The sequence below is a fragment of the Methanobrevibacter sp. genome, from assembly GCF_017427765.1.
In the GTDB taxonomy this organism is placed as follows: domain Archaea; phylum Methanobacteriota; class Methanobacteria; order Methanobacteriales; family Methanobacteriaceae; genus Methanocatella.
In genome coordinates this window covers 1-20,636 of the sequence record NZ_JAFRSC010000057.1, presented here as the reverse complement: position 1 = coordinate 20,636, position 20,636 = coordinate 1, and the positions used below count along the sequence as shown (strand labels likewise).

At 33.3% G+C, this 20,636-nt stretch carries 21 protein-coding genes and 1 tRNA gene; 13 read left to right on the top strand and 9 right to left on the bottom strand.

Translation table 11 applies throughout. The annotated features are described in order from the left end of the window. The first annotated feature begins 136 nt into the window (after positions 1-136). The 3 genes from tuf to IJL02_RS12310 all read left to right on the top strand — a co-directional run bounded on the left by tuf (position 137) and on the right by IJL02_RS12310 (position 1,874). Positions 137-1,378 (top strand): translation elongation factor EF-1 subunit alpha, encoded by a 1,242-nt coding sequence (gene tuf, locus IJL02_RS12320; RefSeq protein WP_292816873.1) that lies wholly within the window; start codon positions 137-139, stop codon positions 1,376-1,378. 68 nt (positions 1,379-1,446) lie between these two features. Then, positions 1,447-1,755, top strand: coding sequence for a 30S ribosomal protein S10 (rpsJ, locus tag IJL02_RS12315; RefSeq protein ID WP_042691424.1), 309 nt, complete (start codon positions 1,447-1,449; stop codon positions 1,753-1,755). A gap of 35 nt (positions 1,756-1,790) precedes the next feature. Continuing rightward, positions 1,791-1,874: transfer RNA gene (locus IJL02_RS12310), tRNA-Ser, on the top strand. A 13-nt stretch (positions 1,875-1,887) separates the two neighbouring features. Here IJL02_RS12310 and cobK read toward each other — a convergent pair. Genes cobK through IJL02_RS12290 form a run of 4 tightly spaced genes read right to left on the bottom strand, consistent with a single transcriptional unit; the run spans position 1,888 to position 6,127 of the window. Next, entirely contained in the window at positions 1,888-2,688 is an 801-nt protein-coding gene (gene cobK / locus IJL02_RS12305) for a precorrin-6A reductase (RefSeq protein ID WP_292816847.1), read from the bottom strand. After that, on the bottom strand, positions 2,685-5,135 hold the full coding sequence (locus IJL02_RS12300) for a calcium-translocating P-type ATPase, PMCA-type (protein ID WP_292816845.1): 2,451 nt from the start codon (positions 5,133-5,135) through the stop codon (positions 2,685-2,687). Before IJL02_RS12300 ends, cobK begins: the two co-directional genes overlap by 4 nt. A gap of 4 nt (positions 5,136-5,139) precedes the next feature. Beyond that, positions 5,140-5,529 carry a UPF0146 family protein gene (locus IJL02_RS12295; RefSeq protein ID WP_292816842.1) on the bottom strand — a complete coding sequence of 130 codons (390 nt, stop codon included), beginning with the start codon at positions 5,527-5,529 and terminating at the stop codon, positions 5,140-5,142. 16 nt (positions 5,530-5,545) lie between these two features. Next, complete coding sequence (locus IJL02_RS12290) at positions 5,546-6,127, bottom strand: TIGR00645 family protein (protein ID WP_292816840.1); 582 nt, start codon at positions 6,125-6,127, stop codon at positions 5,546-5,548. Positions 6,128-6,308: 181 nt separating this feature from the next. On the opposite strand from IJL02_RS12290, the gene rimI reads away from it, so the two are divergent. Next, positions 6,309-6,764, top strand: coding sequence for a ribosomal protein S18-alanine N-acetyltransferase (gene rimI / locus IJL02_RS12285; RefSeq protein ID WP_292816838.1), 456 nt, complete (start codon positions 6,309-6,311; stop codon positions 6,762-6,764). Here the strand turns inward: rimI and IJL02_RS12280 are convergent. The 3 genes from IJL02_RS12280 to IJL02_RS12270 form a co-directional block, all read right to left on the bottom strand. Continuing rightward, positions 6,735-7,241, bottom strand: a complete 507-nt coding sequence (locus IJL02_RS12280) for a zinc ribbon domain-containing protein (RefSeq protein WP_292816836.1) — start codon at positions 7,239-7,241, stop codon at positions 6,735-6,737. The genes rimI and IJL02_RS12280 overlap by 30 nt on opposite strands. 104 nt (positions 7,242-7,345) lie before the next feature. Further along, positions 7,346-7,834, bottom strand: coding sequence for a hypothetical protein (locus tag IJL02_RS12275; protein ID WP_292816834.1), 489 nt, complete (start codon positions 7,832-7,834; stop codon positions 7,346-7,348). 10 nt (positions 7,835-7,844) lie between these two features. After that, complete coding sequence (locus IJL02_RS12270; RefSeq protein WP_292816832.1) at positions 7,845-8,468, bottom strand: energy-coupling factor ABC transporter permease; 624 nt, start codon at positions 8,466-8,468, stop codon at positions 7,845-7,847. An 867-nt stretch (positions 8,469-9,335) separates the two neighbouring features. On the opposite strand from IJL02_RS12270, the gene IJL02_RS12265 reads away from it, so the two are divergent. The 7 genes from IJL02_RS12265 (at position 9,336) to prf1 (ending at position 16,997) form a co-directional block, all read left to right on the top strand. After that, positions 9,336-12,335 carry an FmdE family protein gene (locus tag IJL02_RS12265; RefSeq protein WP_292816830.1) on the top strand — a complete coding sequence of 1,000 codons (3,000 nt, stop codon included), beginning with the start codon at positions 9,336-9,338 and terminating at the stop codon, positions 12,333-12,335. Between the two features lie 145 nt (positions 12,336-12,480). Continuing rightward, positions 12,481-12,924, top strand: a complete 444-nt coding sequence (locus IJL02_RS12260) for a hypothetical protein (RefSeq protein ID WP_292816828.1) — start codon at positions 12,481-12,483, stop codon at positions 12,922-12,924. Between the two features lie 11 nt (positions 12,925-12,935). After that, a complete protein-coding gene (locus IJL02_RS12255; RefSeq protein ID WP_292816826.1) occupies positions 12,936-13,619 on the top strand; it encodes a DUF2162 family putative transporter in 684 nt (227 codons plus the stop codon). Between the two features lie 23 nt (positions 13,620-13,642). Next, a complete protein-coding gene (locus IJL02_RS12250) occupies positions 13,643-14,284 on the top strand; it encodes a MotA/TolQ/ExbB proton channel family protein (protein ID WP_292816824.1) in 642 nt (213 codons plus the stop codon). An 11-nt stretch (positions 14,285-14,295) separates the two neighbouring features. Then, a complete protein-coding gene (locus IJL02_RS12245) occupies positions 14,296-14,634 on the top strand; it encodes a DUF2149 domain-containing protein (RefSeq protein ID WP_292816822.1) in 339 nt (112 codons plus the stop codon). Between the two features lie 68 nt (positions 14,635-14,702). After that, the gene (locus IJL02_RS12240) at positions 14,703-15,674 is read left to right on the top strand and encodes a hypothetical protein (protein ID WP_292816820.1); all 972 of its coding nucleotides are present in this window, start codon (positions 14,703-14,705) and stop codon (positions 15,672-15,674) included. A gap of 78 nt (positions 15,675-15,752) precedes the next feature. Then, positions 15,753-16,997 carry a peptide chain release factor aRF-1 gene (gene prf1 / locus IJL02_RS12235; RefSeq protein WP_292816818.1) on the top strand — a complete coding sequence of 415 codons (1,245 nt, stop codon included), beginning with the start codon at positions 15,753-15,755 and terminating at the stop codon, positions 16,995-16,997. Here prf1 and IJL02_RS12230 read toward each other — a convergent pair. After that, complete coding sequence (locus tag IJL02_RS12230; RefSeq protein WP_292816816.1) at positions 16,994-17,248, bottom strand: hypothetical protein; 255 nt, start codon at positions 17,246-17,248, stop codon at positions 16,994-16,996. The genes prf1 and IJL02_RS12230 overlap by 4 nt on opposite strands. Before the next feature lie 496 nt (positions 17,249-17,744). On the opposite strand from IJL02_RS12230, the gene gdhA reads away from it, so the two are divergent. Continuing rightward, positions 17,745-19,079, top strand: coding sequence for an NADP-specific glutamate dehydrogenase (gene gdhA / locus IJL02_RS12225; RefSeq protein WP_292816814.1), 1,335 nt, complete (start codon positions 17,745-17,747; stop codon positions 19,077-19,079). Between the two features lie 354 nt (positions 19,080-19,433). Next, positions 19,434-20,030 (top strand): N-acetyltransferase, encoded by a 597-nt coding sequence (locus IJL02_RS12220; RefSeq protein WP_292816812.1) that lies wholly within the window; start codon positions 19,434-19,436, stop codon positions 20,028-20,030. Here the strand turns inward: IJL02_RS12220 and IJL02_RS12215 are convergent. Then, the gene (locus IJL02_RS12215) at positions 20,027-20,167 is read right to left on the bottom strand and encodes a hypothetical protein (protein WP_292816810.1); all 141 of its coding nucleotides are present in this window, start codon (positions 20,165-20,167) and stop codon (positions 20,027-20,029) included. The two genes, IJL02_RS12220 and IJL02_RS12215, sit on opposite strands and share 4 nt — an antisense overlap. Between the last annotated feature and the right edge of the window lie 469 nt (positions 20,168-20,636).

The following is a 20,636-nucleotide window of genomic DNA, read 5'->3' as shown; positions in this document are numbered from 1 at the left end:
TTTTAATTTTTTATATTTTTATTAAAAATCATATGAAAAAAACATATATTTTTATATGTTAAAGTATAATATTACATTTAAGCTAACTTTAAGCTTATTTGATAGTATAGTTAATAATTACAAAGAGGTTATTATAATGGCAAAAGAAAAAGAACATCTTAACTTAGCATTTATTGGACACGTTGACCACGGAAAATCCACTTTAGTTGGAAACTTATTAGTAAAAGCTGGTACCATTAACGAACAACAATTAGCTTCCGGAGAAGACAAATTCAGATTCATTATGGACACTACCAAAGAAGAACAAGAAAGAGGAGTAACCATCGACTTAGCTCACCAAAAATTCTCCACTAAAAAATACGACTACACTGTAGTAGACTGCCCAGGACACAGAGACTTCGTTAAAAACATGATCACTGGTGCTTCCCAAGCAGACGCAGGTGTTTTAGTAGTTGCAGCTGACGACGGTGTAATGCCTCAAACCAAAGAACACGTGTTCTTATCCAAAACTTTAGGTATTAACCAATTAATTATTGCAATCAACAAAATGGATTTAGTTGATTACTCTGAAGACAAATACAACGAATTAAAAGAAGAAGTATCAAACTTAATTAAAACTGTAGGTTTCAACCCTGCTGACGTACCTTTCATCCCATTATCTGCATTTGAAGGGGACAACATTGTAGACGCATCAGCAAATACTTCCTGGTACAAAGGACCTACATTAATCGACGCATTAGATGCTTTAACCGCACCTGATAAACCAACTAACTTACCTTTAAGAATCCCTATCCAAGACGTTTACTCCATTACTGGTGTAGGAACTGTTCCTGTAGGAAGAGTTGAAACTGGTGTAATGAAAAAAGGTGAAAACGTTATCTTCGAACCTGCTGGAGCTTCCGGAGAAGTTAAATCTATCGAAATGCACCACGAACAATTCGAAGTAGCTGAACCTGGTGACAACATCGGATTCAACGTAAGAGGTGTAGGTAAAAACGATATCAGAAGAGGAGACGTAGCTGGTCACACCGATAACGCTCCTACTGTAGCTAAAGAATTTGATGCACAAATTGTTGTTTTACAACACCCTGGTGTAATTACCGTTGGATACACTCCGGTATTCCACTGTCACACTTCCCAAGTAGCATGTACTTTCTTAGAATTATCCAAAAAATTAAACCCTGCTACTGGTGCTGTTGACGAAGAAAACCCTGACTTCTTAAAAACCGGTAATGCAGCTATTGTTAAAATTAAACCTACTAAACCAATGTGTCTCGAAAACGCAAAAGAAATCCCACAAATGGGTAGATTTGCTATCAGAGATATGGGTCAAACTGTTGCTGCAGGTTTATGTCTTAACGTTACCCCAGCAAAATAAGTTTGTAAACAATAATTAGAAAGTAATTTTTTACTTTCTTTTCTTTTTGTTTTTTTGGAGGATAATAAATGAATCAAGCAAGAATTAAGCTTACTGGAACAGACCCAGAAAAATTAGCATATGTTTGTGATCAACTTAAAAAAATTGCTGAAAGAACTGGTGTTGACTTGTCCGGTCCTATTCCATTACCTACTAAAAAATTAGTAGTCCCAACTAGAAAATCTCCAGATGGAGAAGGTAAAGCTTCTTGGGAAAAATGGGAACTTAGAATTCACAAACGTTTAATCGGTATTGGAGCTGATGAACGTGCAATGAGACAAGTTATGAAAGTTAATGTTCCTGATAATGTAAGTATTGAAATTGAACTTAAAGGATAAATATTTAGAATCCTTCTAAATATTCCTTTTCACATGCCGAGATAGTCTAGTCTGGTAAGGCGCAGGACTTGAAATCCTGTGAGGTTTCCCTCGCCTGGGTTCAAATCCCAGTCTCGGCGTTTATTTTTATATCTATTTTTTTAAAAAACTTTTAATTTTTGAGTCAAGCTCGTTTAAATCATTGACAACGTCATTTTTATTTAACATTTCTATTTTTGGGCGCTGAATCATTATAACTGCAATATCCTTTTCATTTGCAGCTTCGATTTTTTCAATTACTCCGCCGATTTCACCGCTTTCCTTTGTAATCATGACACTTGCATCATATTTTTCAATCAAATCAAGGTTTTCCTCTTTTGTGGCGGCACCGGTCATTTCAATGATGTGGTCCGGATCAACATTCAGCTGTCTGCATTTTTCAAGGGATGATTCCACCTTCAGTATTCTCGGATAGAATCTTTCGGATGATACATATTTCAAGATGTCTTCCATGGTGTTGGCTCCTGCAAAATGCAGTATATTTCCTTTATCGAATTCGGATTCAATCAGTTTTCCTGCATCGTCAAATGAATTTACGTAATGGATTCTTGATGTATCAATATTTTTGAGGTTTGTGGTAGGTCTCTCGAAGCGGATATATGGCATTTTCAGTTCATTTGCAACCGAAACGCTTGTCTGGGTGATGTGGCTTGCGAAAGGATGTGTTGCATCGATGATAATATCAAATTCATTGGCGTTAAGTATTGATATTATTTCATCTTTCGGAAGCGGTCTTGCGATTGTCTCGTCGCTTCCTCTTTCGCTAGCTAATTTGGCGCCATATTCTGTTGTGGTTGTGGTCAGGATATATGAATCGTAGTTGTCCTTGATATGGCTTATAATATTTGTCGAATCCTTGGTTCCTCCAAGCAGGAAAATGTTTATTTTTCTCATTGTATCAGTTTGTTCATTACTTTGTCTGTTATTATTATTGTAAATGCAACTATGACGATTAAAATCCAGTCGACAATGTCAATGCCTGTTGTTCTGAACACCATCTGCAGTTGCGGGAGATATATAATCAGAAGCTGAAGTATAAATGAAAGTATGATTCCCATATATAGGAATTTGCTTGATTTTTCGGAGTTTGCCTTTCCGTTGTATGCATTGAACAGCTGATAGACTACAAATAATGTGAATGCAACTGTCATCGCTTTTGAAGTGGTTGTATGGCTTGATGTGTAATATGCAAATACTGCAACTGTTCCTATTGCCATTACTACTCCGGTTACGAATATCTTTATTAACGTATTTCTGTTTAATATGTCTCCTGTTTCAGGTTTTCTTTGCATGATGTCTTTTTCAGCACCTTCCATACCTAATGTCTGTGCAGGAGGTCCGTCCATTACAATGTTTATCCATAACAGCTGCACAGGATTGAAAGGTATAGGCAGTGAGAGAAGTGATGCGCCGACAATTGTCAGGATTGCACCAACGTTTGTTGATACCTGGAATTTGACGAATCTTTTGATGTTGTCGTATATCTTTCTTCCTTCCTTGATGGCGGTCACTATTGTTGAAAAGTCATTGTTTTGCAAAATCATGTCTGAAGCTTCTTTTGCAACGTCTGTTCCGTCACCCATGGATATTCCGATTGATGCCTTTTTCAGTGCCGGTGCGTCATTTACTCCATCACCGGTCATTGCAACAATGTCTCCATTATTTTTAAGGGTTTCCACAATCCTCATTTTCTGTTCCGGTCTGACTCTTGCATAAACCTGGATGTCATCTGCAATCTTCATGTATTCTTCGTTGCTTAGTTCATCCAGCTGTTTTCCTGTAATTACTTTTCCGTCTGTCAGGATTCCGATTTCACGGGCGATTGCTTCAGCAGTCTTTTCATGGTCTCCGGTAATCATTTTTACTTTGATTCCAGCATTTATACATTCCTGAACTGATTTTTTGGTGTTTTCCTTTGGAGGGTCAATCAGTCCGACCATACCGACAAAGGTCAGTTCCTCTTCTGGATTTTCACAATCTCCATTTTTGTATGCAAATCCGATTACCCTCAATGCGTTGTCAGTCATTTCACCAATTTTTTTCATTAGTGTTTCCTTTATTTCAGGGGTAATTATTTCGATACTTCCATCATTATCTATGTATTTGGATTTAGCTATAATTATTTCTGGAGCACCTTTTGATAAAACCATATCATTTTCCCCACTTGGTCTATGTATAGTAGTCATCATTTTACGATTACTGTCAAGTGGGATTTCGTCAATTCTTTCAAAATCTTTTTCCAGTTCATTTTTGTTATATTTATTTTCCTGGCAGAATTTTAAAATGGCTCCGTCGGTCTGATCACCAATGACCTCTTCTCCGTTGACTGTTGCATTATTACATAGTGCACCAATCATGAGTGTTTTATCTCTGTTTGAGAAGTAGTATTCCTTGACGGCCATTCTGTTTTTGGTGAGTGTTCCTGTTTTGTCACTGCAGATTATTGTACATGATCCGAGAGTTTCAACCGAAAGCAGTCTTTTTACAATGGCGTCTGATTTTGCCATCTGCTGCATGCCTAAAGCCAAGGTGAGTGTTAAAACTGCAGGCAGGCCTTCCGGAATTGCAGCCACTGCCAGTGAAACTGCAGTCATGAAGGTTTCAACAAGAGGTATTCCCTTGAAAAGTTCCATTATAAATACGAATATACAGACAATGATAGCTATTGCTGATAATGTTTTTCCAAGCTTTTCGACTCTTTTTTGAAGAGGTGTCTCGCCGCTGTCTTCCTGGACCAGTTCAGCAATCTTTCCGATTGTGGTATCCATTCCGATGTGGCTGACCACTCCGATTCCGTTACCGGACAGTATGTTTGAGTCCATATAGACTTCATCTTCAATATCCTTGTCGATAGCTTCGGATTCTCCGGTAAGGTGTGATTCGTCAACGTGCAGATTTTTAGCTTCAATCAACATTAAATCTGCAGGAACCTTATTTCCCTCTTCTAAAATAACAATATCTCCTATTGTTAATTCTCCAGAATCGATTTCTGAAATTACATTTTCTCTTTTTACTACTGCATTTTTAACCATCAAGCTTTTAAGTGTTTCTACAGCTTTCTGTGAACGGTATTCCTGAATGAATCCGATTGTAGCATTCAGCAAAACTGCTATTATGATTACTGCAGCGTCGATTACGTCTCCTATTGCAAATGCTGCGATTGCAGCAACAACCAGAAGTGCAATAAGCGCATCAACGAATTGTGTCAAAAACAGCATAATAAGGGGGGTCGGCTTTTTTTCTTCAAGCTCGTTTCTACCATATTTCTCAAGCCTTTTTTTGGCTTCGCTTATGGTAAGTCCCTCTTTTGAAGTTTGGTATTTTGATAATATGTCCTCCATTCAATCACCTTAATATGTAAAAGCTTGCTTTTTGATAGTTTTTAAGTTTCATTTTAACATTGCCCGTATTCAAATCTTCATTAAATAATGGTTTTATTATTAGTTGTGCATCTGTTTTTAATGCCAATTTGACCAGATACGGTTGGATTTCGCTTGGCGGACGAATTGAATAGATTATGTCAACGTCCTTGTATATATCCATATTCGGTTTTGTTACATCGTCAGCTATAACATCGCTGTCATCGGGGCTTATGTCGGTTTTAAGGATTTCCACGTTGTCCTGGGAGTTCAGATAGTCATAAACTCCGCTGAACTTTCCGACCCCTATTTCAGCAACCTTTGTTGGATTTTTAACGCATTGGGATAATACGTATTCTGCAAAATCGTCCCACATCTTATCGGCCTTAATATTATTCTGAATTTTCGTTTTCGAGTTCTATTGTCTCTTCTTTAATTTCGTGTCTTTTTTCGGCCAGTATTTCCATCAGTGCAAATACAAGTCCTGTTGCCACAAATGTCAGGTGAAGAGCGATTCTCCAAAATTCAACATTCGGATCTATGGTGGAAGACACGTTTAAAAAGTCCTGCAGCAACTCCACAAGAGATATTGCCACGATTGAACCGATGATTTTGAGTTTGAGTCCTGAAAAGTCAAGACGACCCATCCATGACGGACGGTCAACGTGGTCTTCTGCAACATCGATTTTTGAAACGAAGTTTTCATATCCTGAAAATGCCACAATCAAAACAAGATTTGCGAGCAAGGAGAGGTCTAAAAGTTCCAGTACCTGTATAATCCATTCATTGTAACTCAATGTGTTCATGATAAATATAAAGCCGACAACGTTTTTAACAAACTTAAACAAGATCAATACCAAAACTAGTATCAATATAAGATAGATTGGGGATAGAATCCATCTGCTTGCATAAAGCAGCCTTTCTGTGTAGTCTTCAACTTTTTCTTTTAAGCTTTCATCTGAAATTTCAATCACCTTTGTATTTCATCTATGATGTTTAAATAATTATAGATAATATAATGTAGTTTTACATATTATTTATATTCTCATTATACAGATTGCATTTTTGACTGGCCGGAATAGTCACAACCGCTTCTAGAATTTCATCAAAACTGTTAAATAATGAGTTGGCTAAAATTTGATATAGGTTTGTTTTATGAAAGTCAGAAAATTCACACCCGATGATTTAAAAAGAGTTTTTGAAATAGAAAACATGTCATTTGACCAGTCTTACGGAATAAACATGTTTCAGCAGTTATATGAGATGGGTGTCGGATTTCTGGTTGCTGAAGAAAATGGTTATGTAATCGGTTACGTTATTTTTTGGATTAAATATGAAAATCAGGGTCATATCATTTCAATAGCTGTTGATAAAAACTACAGGAGGTTGGGCTGCGGAACCCAGCTTCTGGTAAAGGCCATTTCAATATTGTCACTGCTTAATCTTGATACCATTTATCTGGAAGTAAATGAAAATAATGTCGGCGCCGTTGAGTTTTACAAACAGTTCAGCTTTAGGGTGGACAGGGTTGTTCCGGGATATTACGAAAACGGTGACGGGGCTATAGTATTGTATCTGCCTTTAGATAAAGGTAAAATTACCCGCAAGTAACTGCTGATATTCTCCGACGATGTCAGCAGGCATATTTCCTGTTGCAAACAGTATTGCGATTATGAGTATGTAGAATCCGAATATTGCAAGCTGGATGTGTCCATGTCTTTTTGCAACAGGGTCTTTTCTGGTTGACAGATAAATTGCAATAATAAGTCCGATAAGGCCTCCTAAAAATGAGAAAATGTAACCTAATAATATCAGAAATCTGCTGGTTTTATGGGTAGCAGTATCTGGTGTGCCGTTTTTATTAATCACAATAGGATTTATGACGCTGTTTTTTTGCATCTGATTTTTAAAAAGTAGTGGTGTGCCGCATTTGACACAGTAATCAGCTTCATCAGGATTCTCATATCTGCATAATGGACATTTTTGGGAGTTTGCTTCTATTTTTGGAAATTCGTATCCGCATTTGATACAAAATCCGTAAGCATCATCACTTGTTGAACCGCACTGTGGGCATCTTCTAAAAACCATACTATCACTTACTAATTAATTAATAATAATAAGTTTATAAACTTTTTTAATTAGTATTATGGTTTAATAGGTTAAAAAAAGTATTTGAAGAATAGGCATTAAACCTAATTCTTCCTTTTCATAATGAAAATTCCACAACCAATGCCTATTAAAGCACCTATTATAATTCCAATTATTAATGGCAGTCCAAAGCTATTTTCTTGAGCAATATCTCCTGTTGGCGCATTCATAATGTCTTGAATACCTTTTAGTACTGTGTCATTATTAACATCATCTAAAACAATGATTCTGTTGGATAAATCTTTGTGTTCTTTTAGGAATTCATTAGCTGTGTCTTGATAAGCTACAAATAACATTCTTTTATTGGTATTGTTGATGCTGTGTTCTAGAATGTGTGCAACTTCATCTTCAGAAGTGAATTTATACACGCTTATATTTATGTTGTTGGAGTCCGCAATATCTTTAACAAACACTCCGTTTGTATCATTTGCAACAACCATGGTGTCTGCTGTCACATCCACGCCGTGGGCAGATACTGCAGTTGCTCCAATAATTAAAAATAGCATTATTGATAATATTTTTACATATTTCATTTTATCTCCTTTAAATTTGATTTATTTCTCTTATGTCTGGCTTAATTTTATCTATTGCAGTAATTATTACTACATTTGCAAAGCCTTCAATGATTGAAATGAATAAATAGAATGGCAGTAATGTTGATAGCAATATATCAAAGTTCATGGCTCCGGATATTAGCAGAATAGCTATTTGGCCAAATGTCGCAAACATGATTCCAATAATTGTTGATCCAAATATTGCTGCTTTTTCATTTATGTAGGCGAATAATTTATAAAATCCGTAAGTGGTAATTGACAGTATGAACCCCATTACTATGAAATTTGCACCTAATGATGTTAGTCCACCCATGTTTAAGATAAATACTTGCATGAGTAGTGTGATAAATGAAACAATTGTACTTGATAGAGGACCTAACAAAATAGCTATCAGAGGTATTAAAAAGAAGTGTATCGGAACACCCAAAGGTGATGGGACTGAAACAGAAGTCACAACCATTGTAAACACACTAAAAAGAGCTATTGATATTATTCTTTTTTCTTTATTTTCATCTTTAGAGAATTTATAAAAGAATATTGAAATGATTATCAGAGTTATAATCCAGTATATTGCCGCCTGTTCAAAACTTATGATTCCATCGGGTAAGTGCAATTAATCACCTTATTCTGTTTTCATCTTAAATTTGAAGTAATACCATATAATAGTATTTCGTATTACTTTAGCAATGGATTATCCGTAATTTGTATTACTTTTTGAACAAATCAGTTATATTTCTAAGTATTATTTAATAATTTTCATCAATTTTTTAAGAATAATAATTTTAAATTTTAGCTCAAATTAGTTATTTTCAGTAACGAAAACTGTAAATTTTGTTATTTTATAAAATGAGGTTAGTATTACTTTTTACTTTCGTAATAATCTTTTCAATTAATATAACAATGTTAAGGTAGTCAATTTTAATCAATTATTTGTAATTTTGTTTTATTTTTAAAAGTAGGTGGTGACTTTTAGGGGGTTGTGTTAAACTAGATTTTTAAATCTAATTTAACACATTTTCAAATTTTGGAGGTCAATTTTAGGTACACCTAAAATATTCCTCAAGTAAATATTATCCTTTAAATTATATAAATGTTTGGAAAATTACTCTTAAAAGATTTTCATGAAATATTTTTTTTAAATAGGGATATTGGAGGGATATTTGATTTTTTTTAAATTGATTTCACTTTTGATTAGATATTATTACTTGGGTGGTAATTTGTATAACATTGTTAATTAATACTTTGATAACTGGTTAATAGGCGAAGATTATTATTTGGGAAATAGAGAATATAATGGGGGTTTTAAAGTCAATAAGGGATTTTAATTTTTATTCATGTATTTATATATTGTTCGTGTTGATTAAATTTGTAATACTTTTTTTCAAATTTTTATATATAGAGTAATAATTAACTTTATATATGTATTACTTAATATAGGTAATCTGGATATTCTACAGTATGCGAATATCCTTTTCAAATTTTGGAGGTTGATATTATTAAAAAACAGGTTGTTTTGTTTATCACACTGATTGCTTGTTTAATGCTTGTAATTGGTGCAGTATCTGCAGAAAATACAGATGCCTTTTGTGATTCTCAAAATGGTCTTTCTATAGGTAATGATATCTCAGATATTGTTACTGGAACTGATGATTCAACAGTTGAATCTAATAGTTTGTCTTCCGATGGGGCAAGTTCAGTTTCAGTAAATGTGAAAGTAAATTATGAATATGCTGATGATGCAAACAATTTAGTTCCAGACTTCTATTTGGTCTCAAATGATAAATATCTTAATTTTACTAAAATGTTTGATATAAATACTAAAAATTATGTTTTAAAAATAGATAATTTCAATGGGAACAGTTTAAATATTAGTGCCATGACTGCAGGTTACGGTACTGAAGTGAAAGTCATTGACGGAGCTGATTTGACTAAACTCATTTCATTTGAGTTAAAAGCAAGCGAAGCTTATAAATTAGGAAGAACTGTAACTGAAATTGCTGATTCTAAATTAGATTTTAAAACTGCCGATGATGTTCTTGCAATTACTACTGCAGGAGTTGCAAATTTAAATGGAAAAACTAGTGAAGATGCAATGGAAGCAATTGTTAATTATGGAAAAATCTCTTATAGTAACGTATTAATGTTGCGTCAAAGTGCGGTTGATCCGGTTGACTTTGCTTTTGTAGTTAAAAAAGGAAAAGAATTAAAAGCTATTGTTTTCCAAAATGCATCAACTAAATATTCTTATTTAGGAACTATCTCTGAAGATATGACTAAATCAGAATGGAATAAGTATTATAATGCGGTCATTGGCGAAAATGCTTGGGCATTTGCAAGTTTGGCAAATGGTTGGTCTGCGGGCGTTTCAAGAGAAATACTTCAGGAAGCTGCTTTCCATGGCCATATTTGTGAAGGTACTTTAGGTGGATATAGTATTATTCAAGCTTTATTGAAATATTATCCTCCTGAACAAGAAACTAACCCTGGTGGTGTTGGTTCTCCAGCAGATATTACTGCTTACAAAGTACTTGGTGTTCCGGGCGGATCTGATGATGATGCGGCATTATTCTTCTTAGATGATACAATCGGTAAAACAGGATATGTTGGTATGAATACCACTTACACTGGAGCTACCGAAAATATGCTTGGTTTTATTAAATGGTATTCAAAAACTAAAACTGGTGATTTAATCATCATATCTTTTAATTCAACCAACGTTAAAAAACTTTTCACAAAAGAAACTAAAATTAACCCTGATGCAGGAAGTTTAGAAGAATTAAAATACAATTCATGGTGGATTAAACAAATCAACACCAATCCTGAAAAATTAGTCGACTTCTTATATGAGTTCACTGGATTAAATCAAGAGCAGTATAACTATCTGATGGGAACTACCGATAATGTAACTTACGATGGCGAACCATTCGATTATGGTATGGATGGTCATGGTTTAGATTTAGATTATATATTGTCTTTAAATCTCTCAACTGCTAAAAGAGCAACTGGTAATGCTGTTCAAGGTAAATTAACCGATGATGAAATCAAACAAATAGGTATTGATGCTGCAAATAAAGCTAAAGAAATAATTAAAGAGGAATTGGGTATTGATGTCGGTCGTGACGATGTTGATTTCCTCGCTTTAACTGACGCAGGATATGCATTCTTAAACGGACAAGACACTGTTATAGCACGTGATGGTCTTTATGAAGTTTTAGGTGGAACATTATACAGTCAAAATGTATTAAGTCTTCACCAAGCTGTATGGAAACCATTATGGTTTGCATTTGCATTCCGTTATCCTGATTCTGATGAAGTTAACATGATTTATTTAAGATATAATTCTGATACTAAAGACTTCTTTGTCGGCACACTTGACGGCGATAAAGTTGTTAACATTGGATTTGAAACCTTGAATAACAGTGCTAAGTTAAGAGCTATTGAAAAATCATTTGTCCCTGATGGAAATTGGTTCAATGTACAAACTATTGTGAATGCGTGGAATGAACACCCATTATTTGACCAAATGGCAACTTTCTTATACCATGCACACGTATGTCCTGGTGTACAACCTGGATTCTTTATAACTGACCATATTTTAAATGAATATCCGTTAGGTGAAAATGAATCTTATACTTATATTGCATCCAGTATCTATTGTAAAGATGACAGTTTAACTTATTTATTGGACTTATCTCCAGGTTTAGGTAGTTACTATGTTCAAAAATTACCTAAAAACGAAACTGTATCTGAATATATTGGCGGTGGAACTCAAGAAGGTATAATCGTTGTATGGGATAACAACCTTAATATAGGTAGAGCATCAATTGTAAGTTTCAAATGGGCTACCATTGATCAAAGCATGTACAGTACTTCAGAAGCTAAACGTGCTGCTCAAATTAAAGCATATATTGATATTTATGCAAATAATGAAAATCCTAACATTAAATCACTTCCAGTTGTATCAACTGATAGTGAAAAATGGATTACTGAAGAACAATTCAACATGCTAAAACAAGGTTCTGGCGATGATTATAATGCAATTACTTATTTAAAAAGCTTAAAAGATGTTACTAAGGAAGATTTATTAAAAGCTATGAATGAAAATTCCAATAGTAATTCCAATAGTAATTCTAACTCTAATAGTAACTCAAATACTAATAGTAACTCTAATAGTAACTCTAACTCAAATAGTAATTCAAATAATCCTGCAACCCCAACAAAAACTTATAGTCCTTCTTATTCTAGAAGTATAGGAACTTCCGGAGCAGTAGCAAATAACGCTCCTGCTGTTAGTGATGATTCACTATCTGACAGTGAATCTGATGATTCACAGGACAGTCCTAGTGATGCAAAATCATATGAAGTTTCCAAAACTCCTGCAACAAAAACTGCTGATTCAAACAGTTTAATTTATGCTTTAATTGGTGTTTTGGCCATTGGTGTCGTACTAGGTTTAGGATACATGAAACGTAAAAACTAATTAAATGAAGATTAATAACTCATAGAGTTATTATATCTTTTTTCTTTATTTTTAAAAATTTTATTATTTTGGTGATGGCGATTTTATGAATTATAAACATTTGTCCTTATTGATTTCAATAATTTTTATATTCTCTTTTGTTTCTATGGCTGTATGTGCTCATCCGGGCCATGGCAGTGAATATGTTGAAGAAGTTCCATCTTCACAAGCTCCTGCAACTTCTCAAGTTCAAAGCTCTTCTGGTGAATCTTCCCATTCAAGTTCTTCTGGTGATTCATCATCTGGTTCTTCTGGAGGATCCAGTTCATCTAGTGGAGGTTCGGGATATAGTTCCACTTCAAAGGCTTCTGGAGGTTCTAGCAGTTCGGATTTATCTTCAGATTCTTCATCAGGCATTTCTGAAGTAAAAGATAATTCAACTGCTGAAAACGTTAATGAAACAAATAATGGTACAAACTCATCTGTTAATGAAACTTTAAGTGAAAATAATGGTTTATTCACAGTAAATAATGTAATAATGTTAATTATTGCTTTATTCAGCGGATTTTTCATTGCAGTTATTATATCAAAATTATTATTTGAGAAGTAAATGGTGATACAATGGCTTTTAGTTTAGTATGGTCTTTAGGATATATAATTTCTTTAATAGTTTTTTCAGTAATTGTTGGTTTGATTTTTCATTTCAATGAGACTTCTAAAAAGACTTTGGCTATATATGTTGTTATTTCACTTGTATTTACTTCAGCAGTAGTTTATTTAATTAATCTTTTTAAAAATCAATTATATTCTGCAATTGGTGTTTATAATTACACTTTTCTATTCTTAATTGCATTTGTGTTGATTTTTAGTGGATATTTGTTGTCTAAAGAAAAAAAATTTAAGGACAGTTTCAAAAAGGTGCTTTCGTTATCTTATTTGTGCTTTCTGTTAATAGTTTTTGTATGTATTTTATCAAAAACTGATTTATTAGGTTTAAATTCTTTACAACTTTGTTTGTTTACAGCAATTTTATTTAATTTATTGGTTGCGACAATATTTTTCTTAGTTAAAAAGTTCAGTTTTAATAGGTCCTTTACAGTTTTAAGAGATTTATTTTTTGTTTTTGGATTGTATTTTTTAATAGTTTCATTATTACTTCCGAATATTATCTCTTTAGATATGAATGATATGAGGCCTATAAATATTGCTTCTGTCGAGTCTATGGTTGTTACATTTGTATTTTTAATTGCTGTGGCGGTTTTAGGTTTATGGTATTATAGAAAAAATACTTTATTTAAAAAATGATTGATTAGTATGTGGTGATTTATGTGGTAGGTATTCCTGGAAGTGAGTTTTTAACAGCAGCTTTAAATGTTGTCTCTCAAAGTTTGCAAATTCCAGTAATTATATTTTTGCTTGCATTTGCGATTTTTGCGGTTTTTGCTTTTGGAGGGCTTATTTCCGATTATTCAACTCGAAAAAAACTAACCCGACAATATAAAGAAGAACTAATATTTTCTTTGGTTAATGCAGGTTCTATTGAAGAACTTAAAAATATTGTTAATGATAGCGGGATTTATGATAATCAAAAAGAGGTTTTATTGAAAATAATTGATGCACATTCCCTATCTTCAGATTCCCGTGAAGCTTGGGCATTGAATTTGATTGAAGAGGAAGAGGTCATAATGGCCAAATCGCTTGAGAGGGTTGACATTGTTACTCGTATCGGTCCGACTTTGGGATTAATGGGTACTTTAATTCCTATGGGTCCGGGTCTTGCCGCTTTAGGTAGTGGGGATGTTACAACATTGGCAAATGCAATAATTGTTGCATTTGATACTACCGTCGTAGGTATTGGATCTGGTGCAATTGCGTATGTTATCTCAAAAATTAGGCGCAGATGGTATGAAGAATATTCATCTAATCTTCAGTTGTTTGTAAATGCCGTTTTGGAAAATTTGGGTAAGTAGGTTTTGGTATTATGATTCGCAGAAGAAAGGGGAAATTTCTAAACCAAGGTGAAGAAGACCCGATGGCGGGGACATCTAATCTTGTAGATGCTATGCTGGTTATTGCTGTTGGTCTTTTGGTATTCTTAGTTATTTCATGGAATATGCAAAATATAGTGTTTAATGATAATATGGATGAACAGCAAAGGCAGAAGGTAAAAAATGCAATTCAGGAAGTTTCTCAACTTGACCAAGGTGAAGAATTAAATGAAACTCCAGATATCAGTAAATCTTCTGGAAATGGATTTACTGAGATGGGTAAAGTTTACAGAGATTCGGACACGGGTAAATTGATTATGGTTGAAGGTTAATTATATTAACCTTGCCTTAAACTTTTTTTAGATAATTATATTATACTTGCAGAAGATATAATAAATTAATGATTGAAAAAATTGAAATTACACAAAGATTTAATTTTAAACGCTTAAACAGACATTATGAATGTTTCACTATTGATTTTTTAAACAGTAATGGATATTATAAAATTTCCGAACGAGGAAGCGGGGATAAATTCTTGTCTGAAAGCCCTCTTTGTGACAAATCATGGATTGACATTTTAGTCGACCTTAGAAGTAAAATGACAAGTGAAATCCGCACTTTTGATTTTGAAAATGCCAACCAGTTTCTTCATGACTTCAATGATTTAAATCTATTTGAAAATTTTGAAAGTGAAAAGTTTTTATACTTTGAAAAGCTTGAGTTAATCTATTCATGTATTGTAATAATATATTCTGATGATGGATATTATGAATATAGTTTTAAAAATAATTTTCCAAAAGATTGGGTTAAATTCGGTGAGATTCTACAAAACTTAGTTGGTTTTGACGTATTGCATCTGAATTATCAAAAGCAATTCGCAACACCATTATATCATGAAATTAAATGTGATGGAGTCTATTTTGATGGGGAAAAATTAAAGCTTAAAACAATAGAATTCGGCCATTACAGAACATATCCTTATGATTTGCCTCATCCTAGATTAATAATTGATTTTAAAAATAAAACCGTTGATGGATATATTGAAAAAAAGTTAGATTCAAATGATGAGAATCTCATTTTAAATCTCCTTGAAAAATATCATGTATATGCCTGGATTTTGGGCGATTATCATAGAAAATCTCAAACTCGCGATCCCGATGATCTGGAAGGCTATGACTGGTATCTGGAATTGGTATTTGAAGGTAACGTCATCTGGCATCTTTTCGGATATAATGACTATCCTGACACCTATGTTCATTTGGGCCGTGAAATAATTGGGATTACTGATATGGACCTTCTTGAAATAGGTACGATTTCTCCAAAGGATACTGAGTTATTTAATAAATTTGGAGATAAAATTTTGCTGAAATAGCTGTTTTTCCATTAGTTATTTATATTTAAAAAAAGATACTTATTACTATTATATTAATTTAATTTTTATAGGGATAACATGGCTGAAGTATCATCAAAAGAATTATATGAATTTAAAAAAGCATTAAAAGAATTGGCGCAGAAAAAAGGTAGAGGTACAGAGCTTGTTTCCGTTTATATTCCACCTGATAAGCAATTGAGTGATGTCGGTAAGCACATGAGAGATGAGCTTGGTCAGAGTGCTAACATTAAAAGTAAACAAACAAGGAAAAATGTACAGTCTGCAATCGAAGTAATCTTACAGAGGATCCGTTTATATAAAAAGCCTCCTGAACATGGGCTTGTTTTATTTGTAGGTATGATTCCTAAAGGCGGTCCGGGTACTGAGAAAATGGAAACTTACGTTTTGGAGCCACCTGAACCGGTTACAACCTACTGGTACAAATGTAACAATGAATTCTTCCTGGAACCTCTCGAATACATGATTGAGGAGAGGGATACCTATGGGGTTGCTGTAATTGACAGAAGGGAAGCAACCATTGCATCAATGAAAGGTAAAAAAATCAATATTCTAACTCATATTACCAGTGGAGTTCCAGGAAAACATAAAGCTGGAGGACAATCCCAGCGTAGGTTCGACAGGGTTATCGAACAGGCTGCTCATGAGTTCTTAAAACGTATCGGAGATCACATGAACGATGATTTCCTTCCTTTAAAAGATGACTTGAAAGGCATCATTCTTGGAGGTCCTGGTTTTACCAAATCAGACTTTGCAGAAGGGGATTACCTTAACTATGAACTCAAACAGAAGATTTTGTCAATTGAGGACACATCATATACCGGAGATTTCGGTATTCGTGAAGTCATCGAAAAGTCAGCGCCTGTGTTAAGCGATTTGGACGTAATCCATGAAAAGCAGATGGTTCAGAAATTCTTAAAGGAACTTACCAAAGATCAGGGACTTTCCTCATACGGTGAGGATGAAGTCAGAAACAATCTCACCATCGGGGCTGTCGATACATTGCTTTTATCCGAAGACTTGACTGCAATGCGCAAAAGGTTTGCATGTCCTAACTGCGGTTTTGTTAAAGAGTTCACCGTCAAAACACAGTCCGAAGCGGATAAAATTGAAGAGAGATGTCCTAACTGTAATGAACTTTTAAAAGAAGAGGATTCAACTGATTTGGCTGATTACTTTGTTGAAAAGGCTGAAGAAATGAGTACCAATGTCGAGTTCATATCTACAGAAACTGATGAGGGCATGCAGCTTTTCAGAGCTTTCGGTGGAATAGCTGCGATATTGAGATATCACGTTGAATACTAGTTGTTATAATAGTGTGGAGACTTGTCTCTATTCTTTATAACATTACTTTTTCTTTTTTTCTTTTTTGGAGTGTAGTAGGCGTTCAATCCTTCTTCTATTCTTATTTTGTTTATCAGCCTGAAAAACAGGTGTCTTGAAATTTCACATTCGTCGTATAACTCGATATATAATGAATGCAGGCTTCTGTTTTTGGACAGATAACTGCTTTTTAGCTTTTCGTATTGTGACCTTTTGATTTTTTCGCAAGCCATTGCCTCACCAATTTGTGGTTTTGTATATCAAAAAATAATTTTTACTGTATTTTGTATTCTGATATGTTAATAATGGCATATAAAACAATATGCTTTTTTTATTTGTACCTATTTTTGTTTAATTTTTTGGTTGATATTCTCTTTATTGTTTTGATATTGCTTTGGATGGGAGGTGAATGTTGAAAATTGTATAGGCAGTTTTTGGCTGGCAACCATTTTCCGACTTTGTACATCAATTAATTATTTTCACTAGACATTTTGAATTATTATTTTAAAACGGATATTTAATTTAGCATAAATTTTTGAATATTTTATAATTTGTTTAAGACAAATCTTAATTTCTTTGAATATTATTCTAATATTTTATTAAATATTGAAAAATATTTAAATATAAGAAGTTCCATATAATATATTATATTGTTAAATGTTGCTGCTTGCCAGTAAAAATTTTAAAAATTTAATGATATAATTCTAAATTTTATTTGGAGGAATGTTTTTGTCATACGTAGACGAAGTAATTGAAACTATTATAGAACAAAACCCTTCCGAACCGGAATTCCACCAAGCTGTACGCGAAGTATTGGAATCCTTAAGGGTTGTAATTGAAGAAAATGAAGAAGAATACAGAAAAAATGCACTTCTTGAAAGATTAACTAATCCTGAAAGACAATTAAAATTCCGTGTCCCATGGATTGACGATAATGGACAGGTACAGGTAAACACAGGATACCGTGTACAGTTCAACAGTGCAATCGGACCTTACAAAGGAGGATTACGTTTCCACCCATCTGTAAATGTAGGTATTATTAAATTTTTAGGTTTCGAACAAATTTTCAAAAACTCCTTAACCGGACTTCCAATCGGCGGAGGAAAAGGTGGGTCTGACTTTGATCCTAAAGGAAAATCCGACAGAGAAATCATGGCATTCTGTCAATCTTTTATGACTGAATTATGCAAATACATTGGTGCTGATACCGATGTTCCTGCTGGAGATATTGGAGTAGGTGGTCGTGAAATCGGATTCTTATTCGGTCAATACAAAAGAATCAGAGGATTATATGAAGGAGTATTAACTGGTAAAGGTTTATCATTCGGTGGTTCTCTTGCAAGAACTGAAGCTACTGGATACGGATTATTATACTTCACAAACGCTATGTTAAAAGCAAACGATATTGATATTGCAGGAAAAGACATTATCGTATCAGGTGCAGGTAACGTAGCTATTTATGCAATCGAAAAAGCTCAACAATTAGGCGGAAACCCAGTAACCTGTTCCGATTCAACCGGTTGGATTTATGATCCTGAAGGAATCGATGTAGAGTTATTAAAAGAAGTCAAAGAAGTAAGAAGAGAAAGATTAACCGCATATGCTGAAGCTAGAGAAAGTGCTGAATACCATGAAGGTAAAGGCGTATGGACTGTTAAAGCAGATATTGCTCTTCCATGTGCTACCCAAAACGAATTGCAATTAGAAGATGCAAAAACCTTAGTTGCAAACGGTGTAGTTGCTGTTGCTGAAGGTGCAAACATGCCAACCACAATCGAAGCAACTGAATACTTACAGGAAAACGGCATTTTATTCGCTCCAGGTAAAGCATCCAACGCTGGTGGAGTAGCTACTTCCGCACTTGAAATGTCTCAAAACTCAGAAAGGTTATCATGGACATTTGAAGAAGTTGACGGTAGACTTCAAACCATTATGGAAACTATCTTTGCAAATGTTGCTGAAGCTGCTGCAGAATACGACATGGACAAAAACTATGTTGCAGGAGCAAACATCGCAGGATTCAAGAAAGTTGTTGACGCTATGAACGCACAAGGAATCGTATAGATTTCCTTGTTTATTTTTTCTTTTTTTAGTATAATATTTAGTTGTATAATTATTAGAAGATTTTTAACTTTTTTAATATTATTTTAACTCGTTAAACTTTATTTTTCTTGTTTTTAATTGTTTTTATTCGAGTTTTTTTATTTTCATCGTAGGGTGGTATCATGTGGTTCATTGTGTTTTTTCATATCTGTGATTTTACATACTGTCGCACTTCAAAAGTTAATATGTACTATCTTTTACTAAAGTAATATTAAATTTCTTTTATATTCAATTGAAATTAGTCAAATGTTTTGATTATTAAACAGAGATTGATTTTCTTTTGAAATTTAGAATAAAGTAACTGGAGGCAGTATCATGGATATTGAATATATTAAAGATAATTATAAATTCGAAACATTAACTGAAAAACATGATTTAAGTAATTTTGAATGTGGTTCTGATGATTTAAATGATTTTATAAAAAATGATGCATTAAACCAACAGGAGGATAAAATAAATATCACTAAACTAATAATTTGTGAGGAAGAAATTATTGGATTTGTATCATTGCTGACTGACACTATCCCTTTGAAAAACATTCGGGATGAAAATATCAGGTTAAAATTAAAACCTCATTACAATGAAGATGTTGAAAAGGTTCCGAAAAAGAAACCATTGCCTGCAATAAAAATAGGAAGGTTTGCAATCGATAAAAAATATACGAATAATGGCTTAGGTTCACATATCCTAAGAAATGTCATAAACTCCATTAGGAAATTATCTGAAAATGATGTGGGATTAAGATTTATCATTGTTGAAGGTTATGCCAGTGCTTATAATTTTTATGCGGTCCATAATCACTTTTCAAACTTAAAAAAAGATGATGAATTAATTAAAGATAAGTTAGACAGGATTATTCAACAAAATCCTGAACAAACTTTCTACTTGTATCTTGATCTCAAGAAAAGTTAAAATAGGACTATTCTTTGAGATTCACATTTTTTTCTAAATTCACGGTCTTCTCTGCTAGGAGGTTCATTCATTTTCCTTAAAAAATCCCTAGCTTCTTTACCATTTAATGTTGGAGTTTCACCAATAGGTTTTGCCATGTGCATTCACCTCAGTAATAGTTTAATATTTAATTGTATTTTATCATTTAAATAGTTTACATTTCTCATTAAGGAAGTAAATAATTATTTTTTTTAAGATTATGCAAATATTTATATAGTATGGTTTTTTCAAAGCAATTTTACATATTGAAAGCAATTTTTGAGGTTTATTGGGAAGTTTTTAACAGACTTTTTTTCAAAGTAGGGTGGTTACACCTAATTCCCACACAAGGAATCGTATAGATTTCCTTGTTTATTTTTTCTTTTTTTAGAATATTTGAATTTTATTTTATTTATATATTATTTTTAAGTATATTTATTTAAAATTAAGTTAAATTTGTTAGGTTGGCTTCTTTTAAGGTATTTTTACAAGTTATTTTTTTTATTTTTTTGTGTTTTTGTGCAAAGCCGCACTTCAAAAATTTTTATATTTTTTCAAATAATATTCATTGTTGGAATAACCTTAAGT

Excerpts from the sequence above, each read along its gene's own strand:
- IJL02_RS12255 (WP_292816826.1), top strand. The coding sequence starts at position 12,936 with ATGGCTTTTAGTTTAGTATGGTCTTTAGGATATATAATTTCTTTAATA.
- IJL02_RS12220 (WP_292816812.1), top strand. The coding sequence starts at position 19,434 with ATGGATATTGAATATATTAAAGATAATTATAAATTCGAAACATTAACT.
- rpsJ (WP_042691424.1), top strand. The coding sequence starts at position 1,447 with ATGAATCAAGCAAGAATTAAGCTTACTGGAACAGACCCAGAAAAATTA.
- IJL02_RS12215 (WP_292816810.1), bottom strand. The coding sequence starts at position 20,167 with ATGGCAAAACCTATTGGTGAAACTCCAACATTAAATGGTAAAGAAGCT.
- IJL02_RS12295 (WP_292816842.1), bottom strand. The coding sequence starts at position 5,529 with ATGTGGGACGATTTTGCAGAATACGTATTATCCCAATGCGTTAAAAAT.
- cobK (WP_292816847.1), bottom strand. The coding sequence starts at position 2,688 with ATGAGAAAAATAAACATTTTCCTGCTTGGAGGAACCAAGGATTCGACA.
- IJL02_RS12300 (WP_292816845.1), bottom strand. The coding sequence starts at position 5,135 with ATGGAGGACATATTATCAAAATACCAAACTTCAAAAGAGGGACTTACC.
- prf1 (WP_292816818.1), top strand. The coding sequence starts at position 15,753 with ATGGCTGAAGTATCATCAAAAGAATTATATGAATTTAAAAAAGCATTA.
- IJL02_RS12240 (WP_292816820.1), top strand. The coding sequence starts at position 14,703 with ATGATTGAAAAAATTGAAATTACACAAAGATTTAATTTTAAACGCTTA.
- IJL02_RS12245 (WP_292816822.1), top strand. The coding sequence starts at position 14,296 with ATGATTCGCAGAAGAAAGGGGAAATTTCTAAACCAAGGTGAAGAAGAC.
- IJL02_RS12260 (WP_292816828.1), top strand. The coding sequence starts at position 12,481 with ATGGCTGTATGTGCTCATCCGGGCCATGGCAGTGAATATGTTGAAGAA.
- IJL02_RS12275 (WP_292816834.1), bottom strand. The coding sequence starts at position 7,834 with ATGAAATATGTAAAAATATTATCAATAATGCTATTTTTAATTATTGGA.
- tuf (WP_292816873.1), top strand. The coding sequence starts at position 137 with ATGGCAAAAGAAAAAGAACATCTTAACTTAGCATTTATTGGACACGTT.
- rimI (WP_292816838.1), top strand. The coding sequence starts at position 6,309 with ATGAAAGTCAGAAAATTCACACCCGATGATTTAAAAAGAGTTTTTGAA.
- IJL02_RS12280 (WP_292816836.1), bottom strand. The coding sequence starts at position 7,241 with ATGGTTTTTAGAAGATGCCCACAGTGCGGTTCAACAAGTGATGATGCT.
- IJL02_RS12230 (WP_292816816.1), bottom strand. The coding sequence starts at position 17,248 with ATGGCTTGCGAAAAAATCAAAAGGTCACAATACGAAAAGCTAAAAAGC.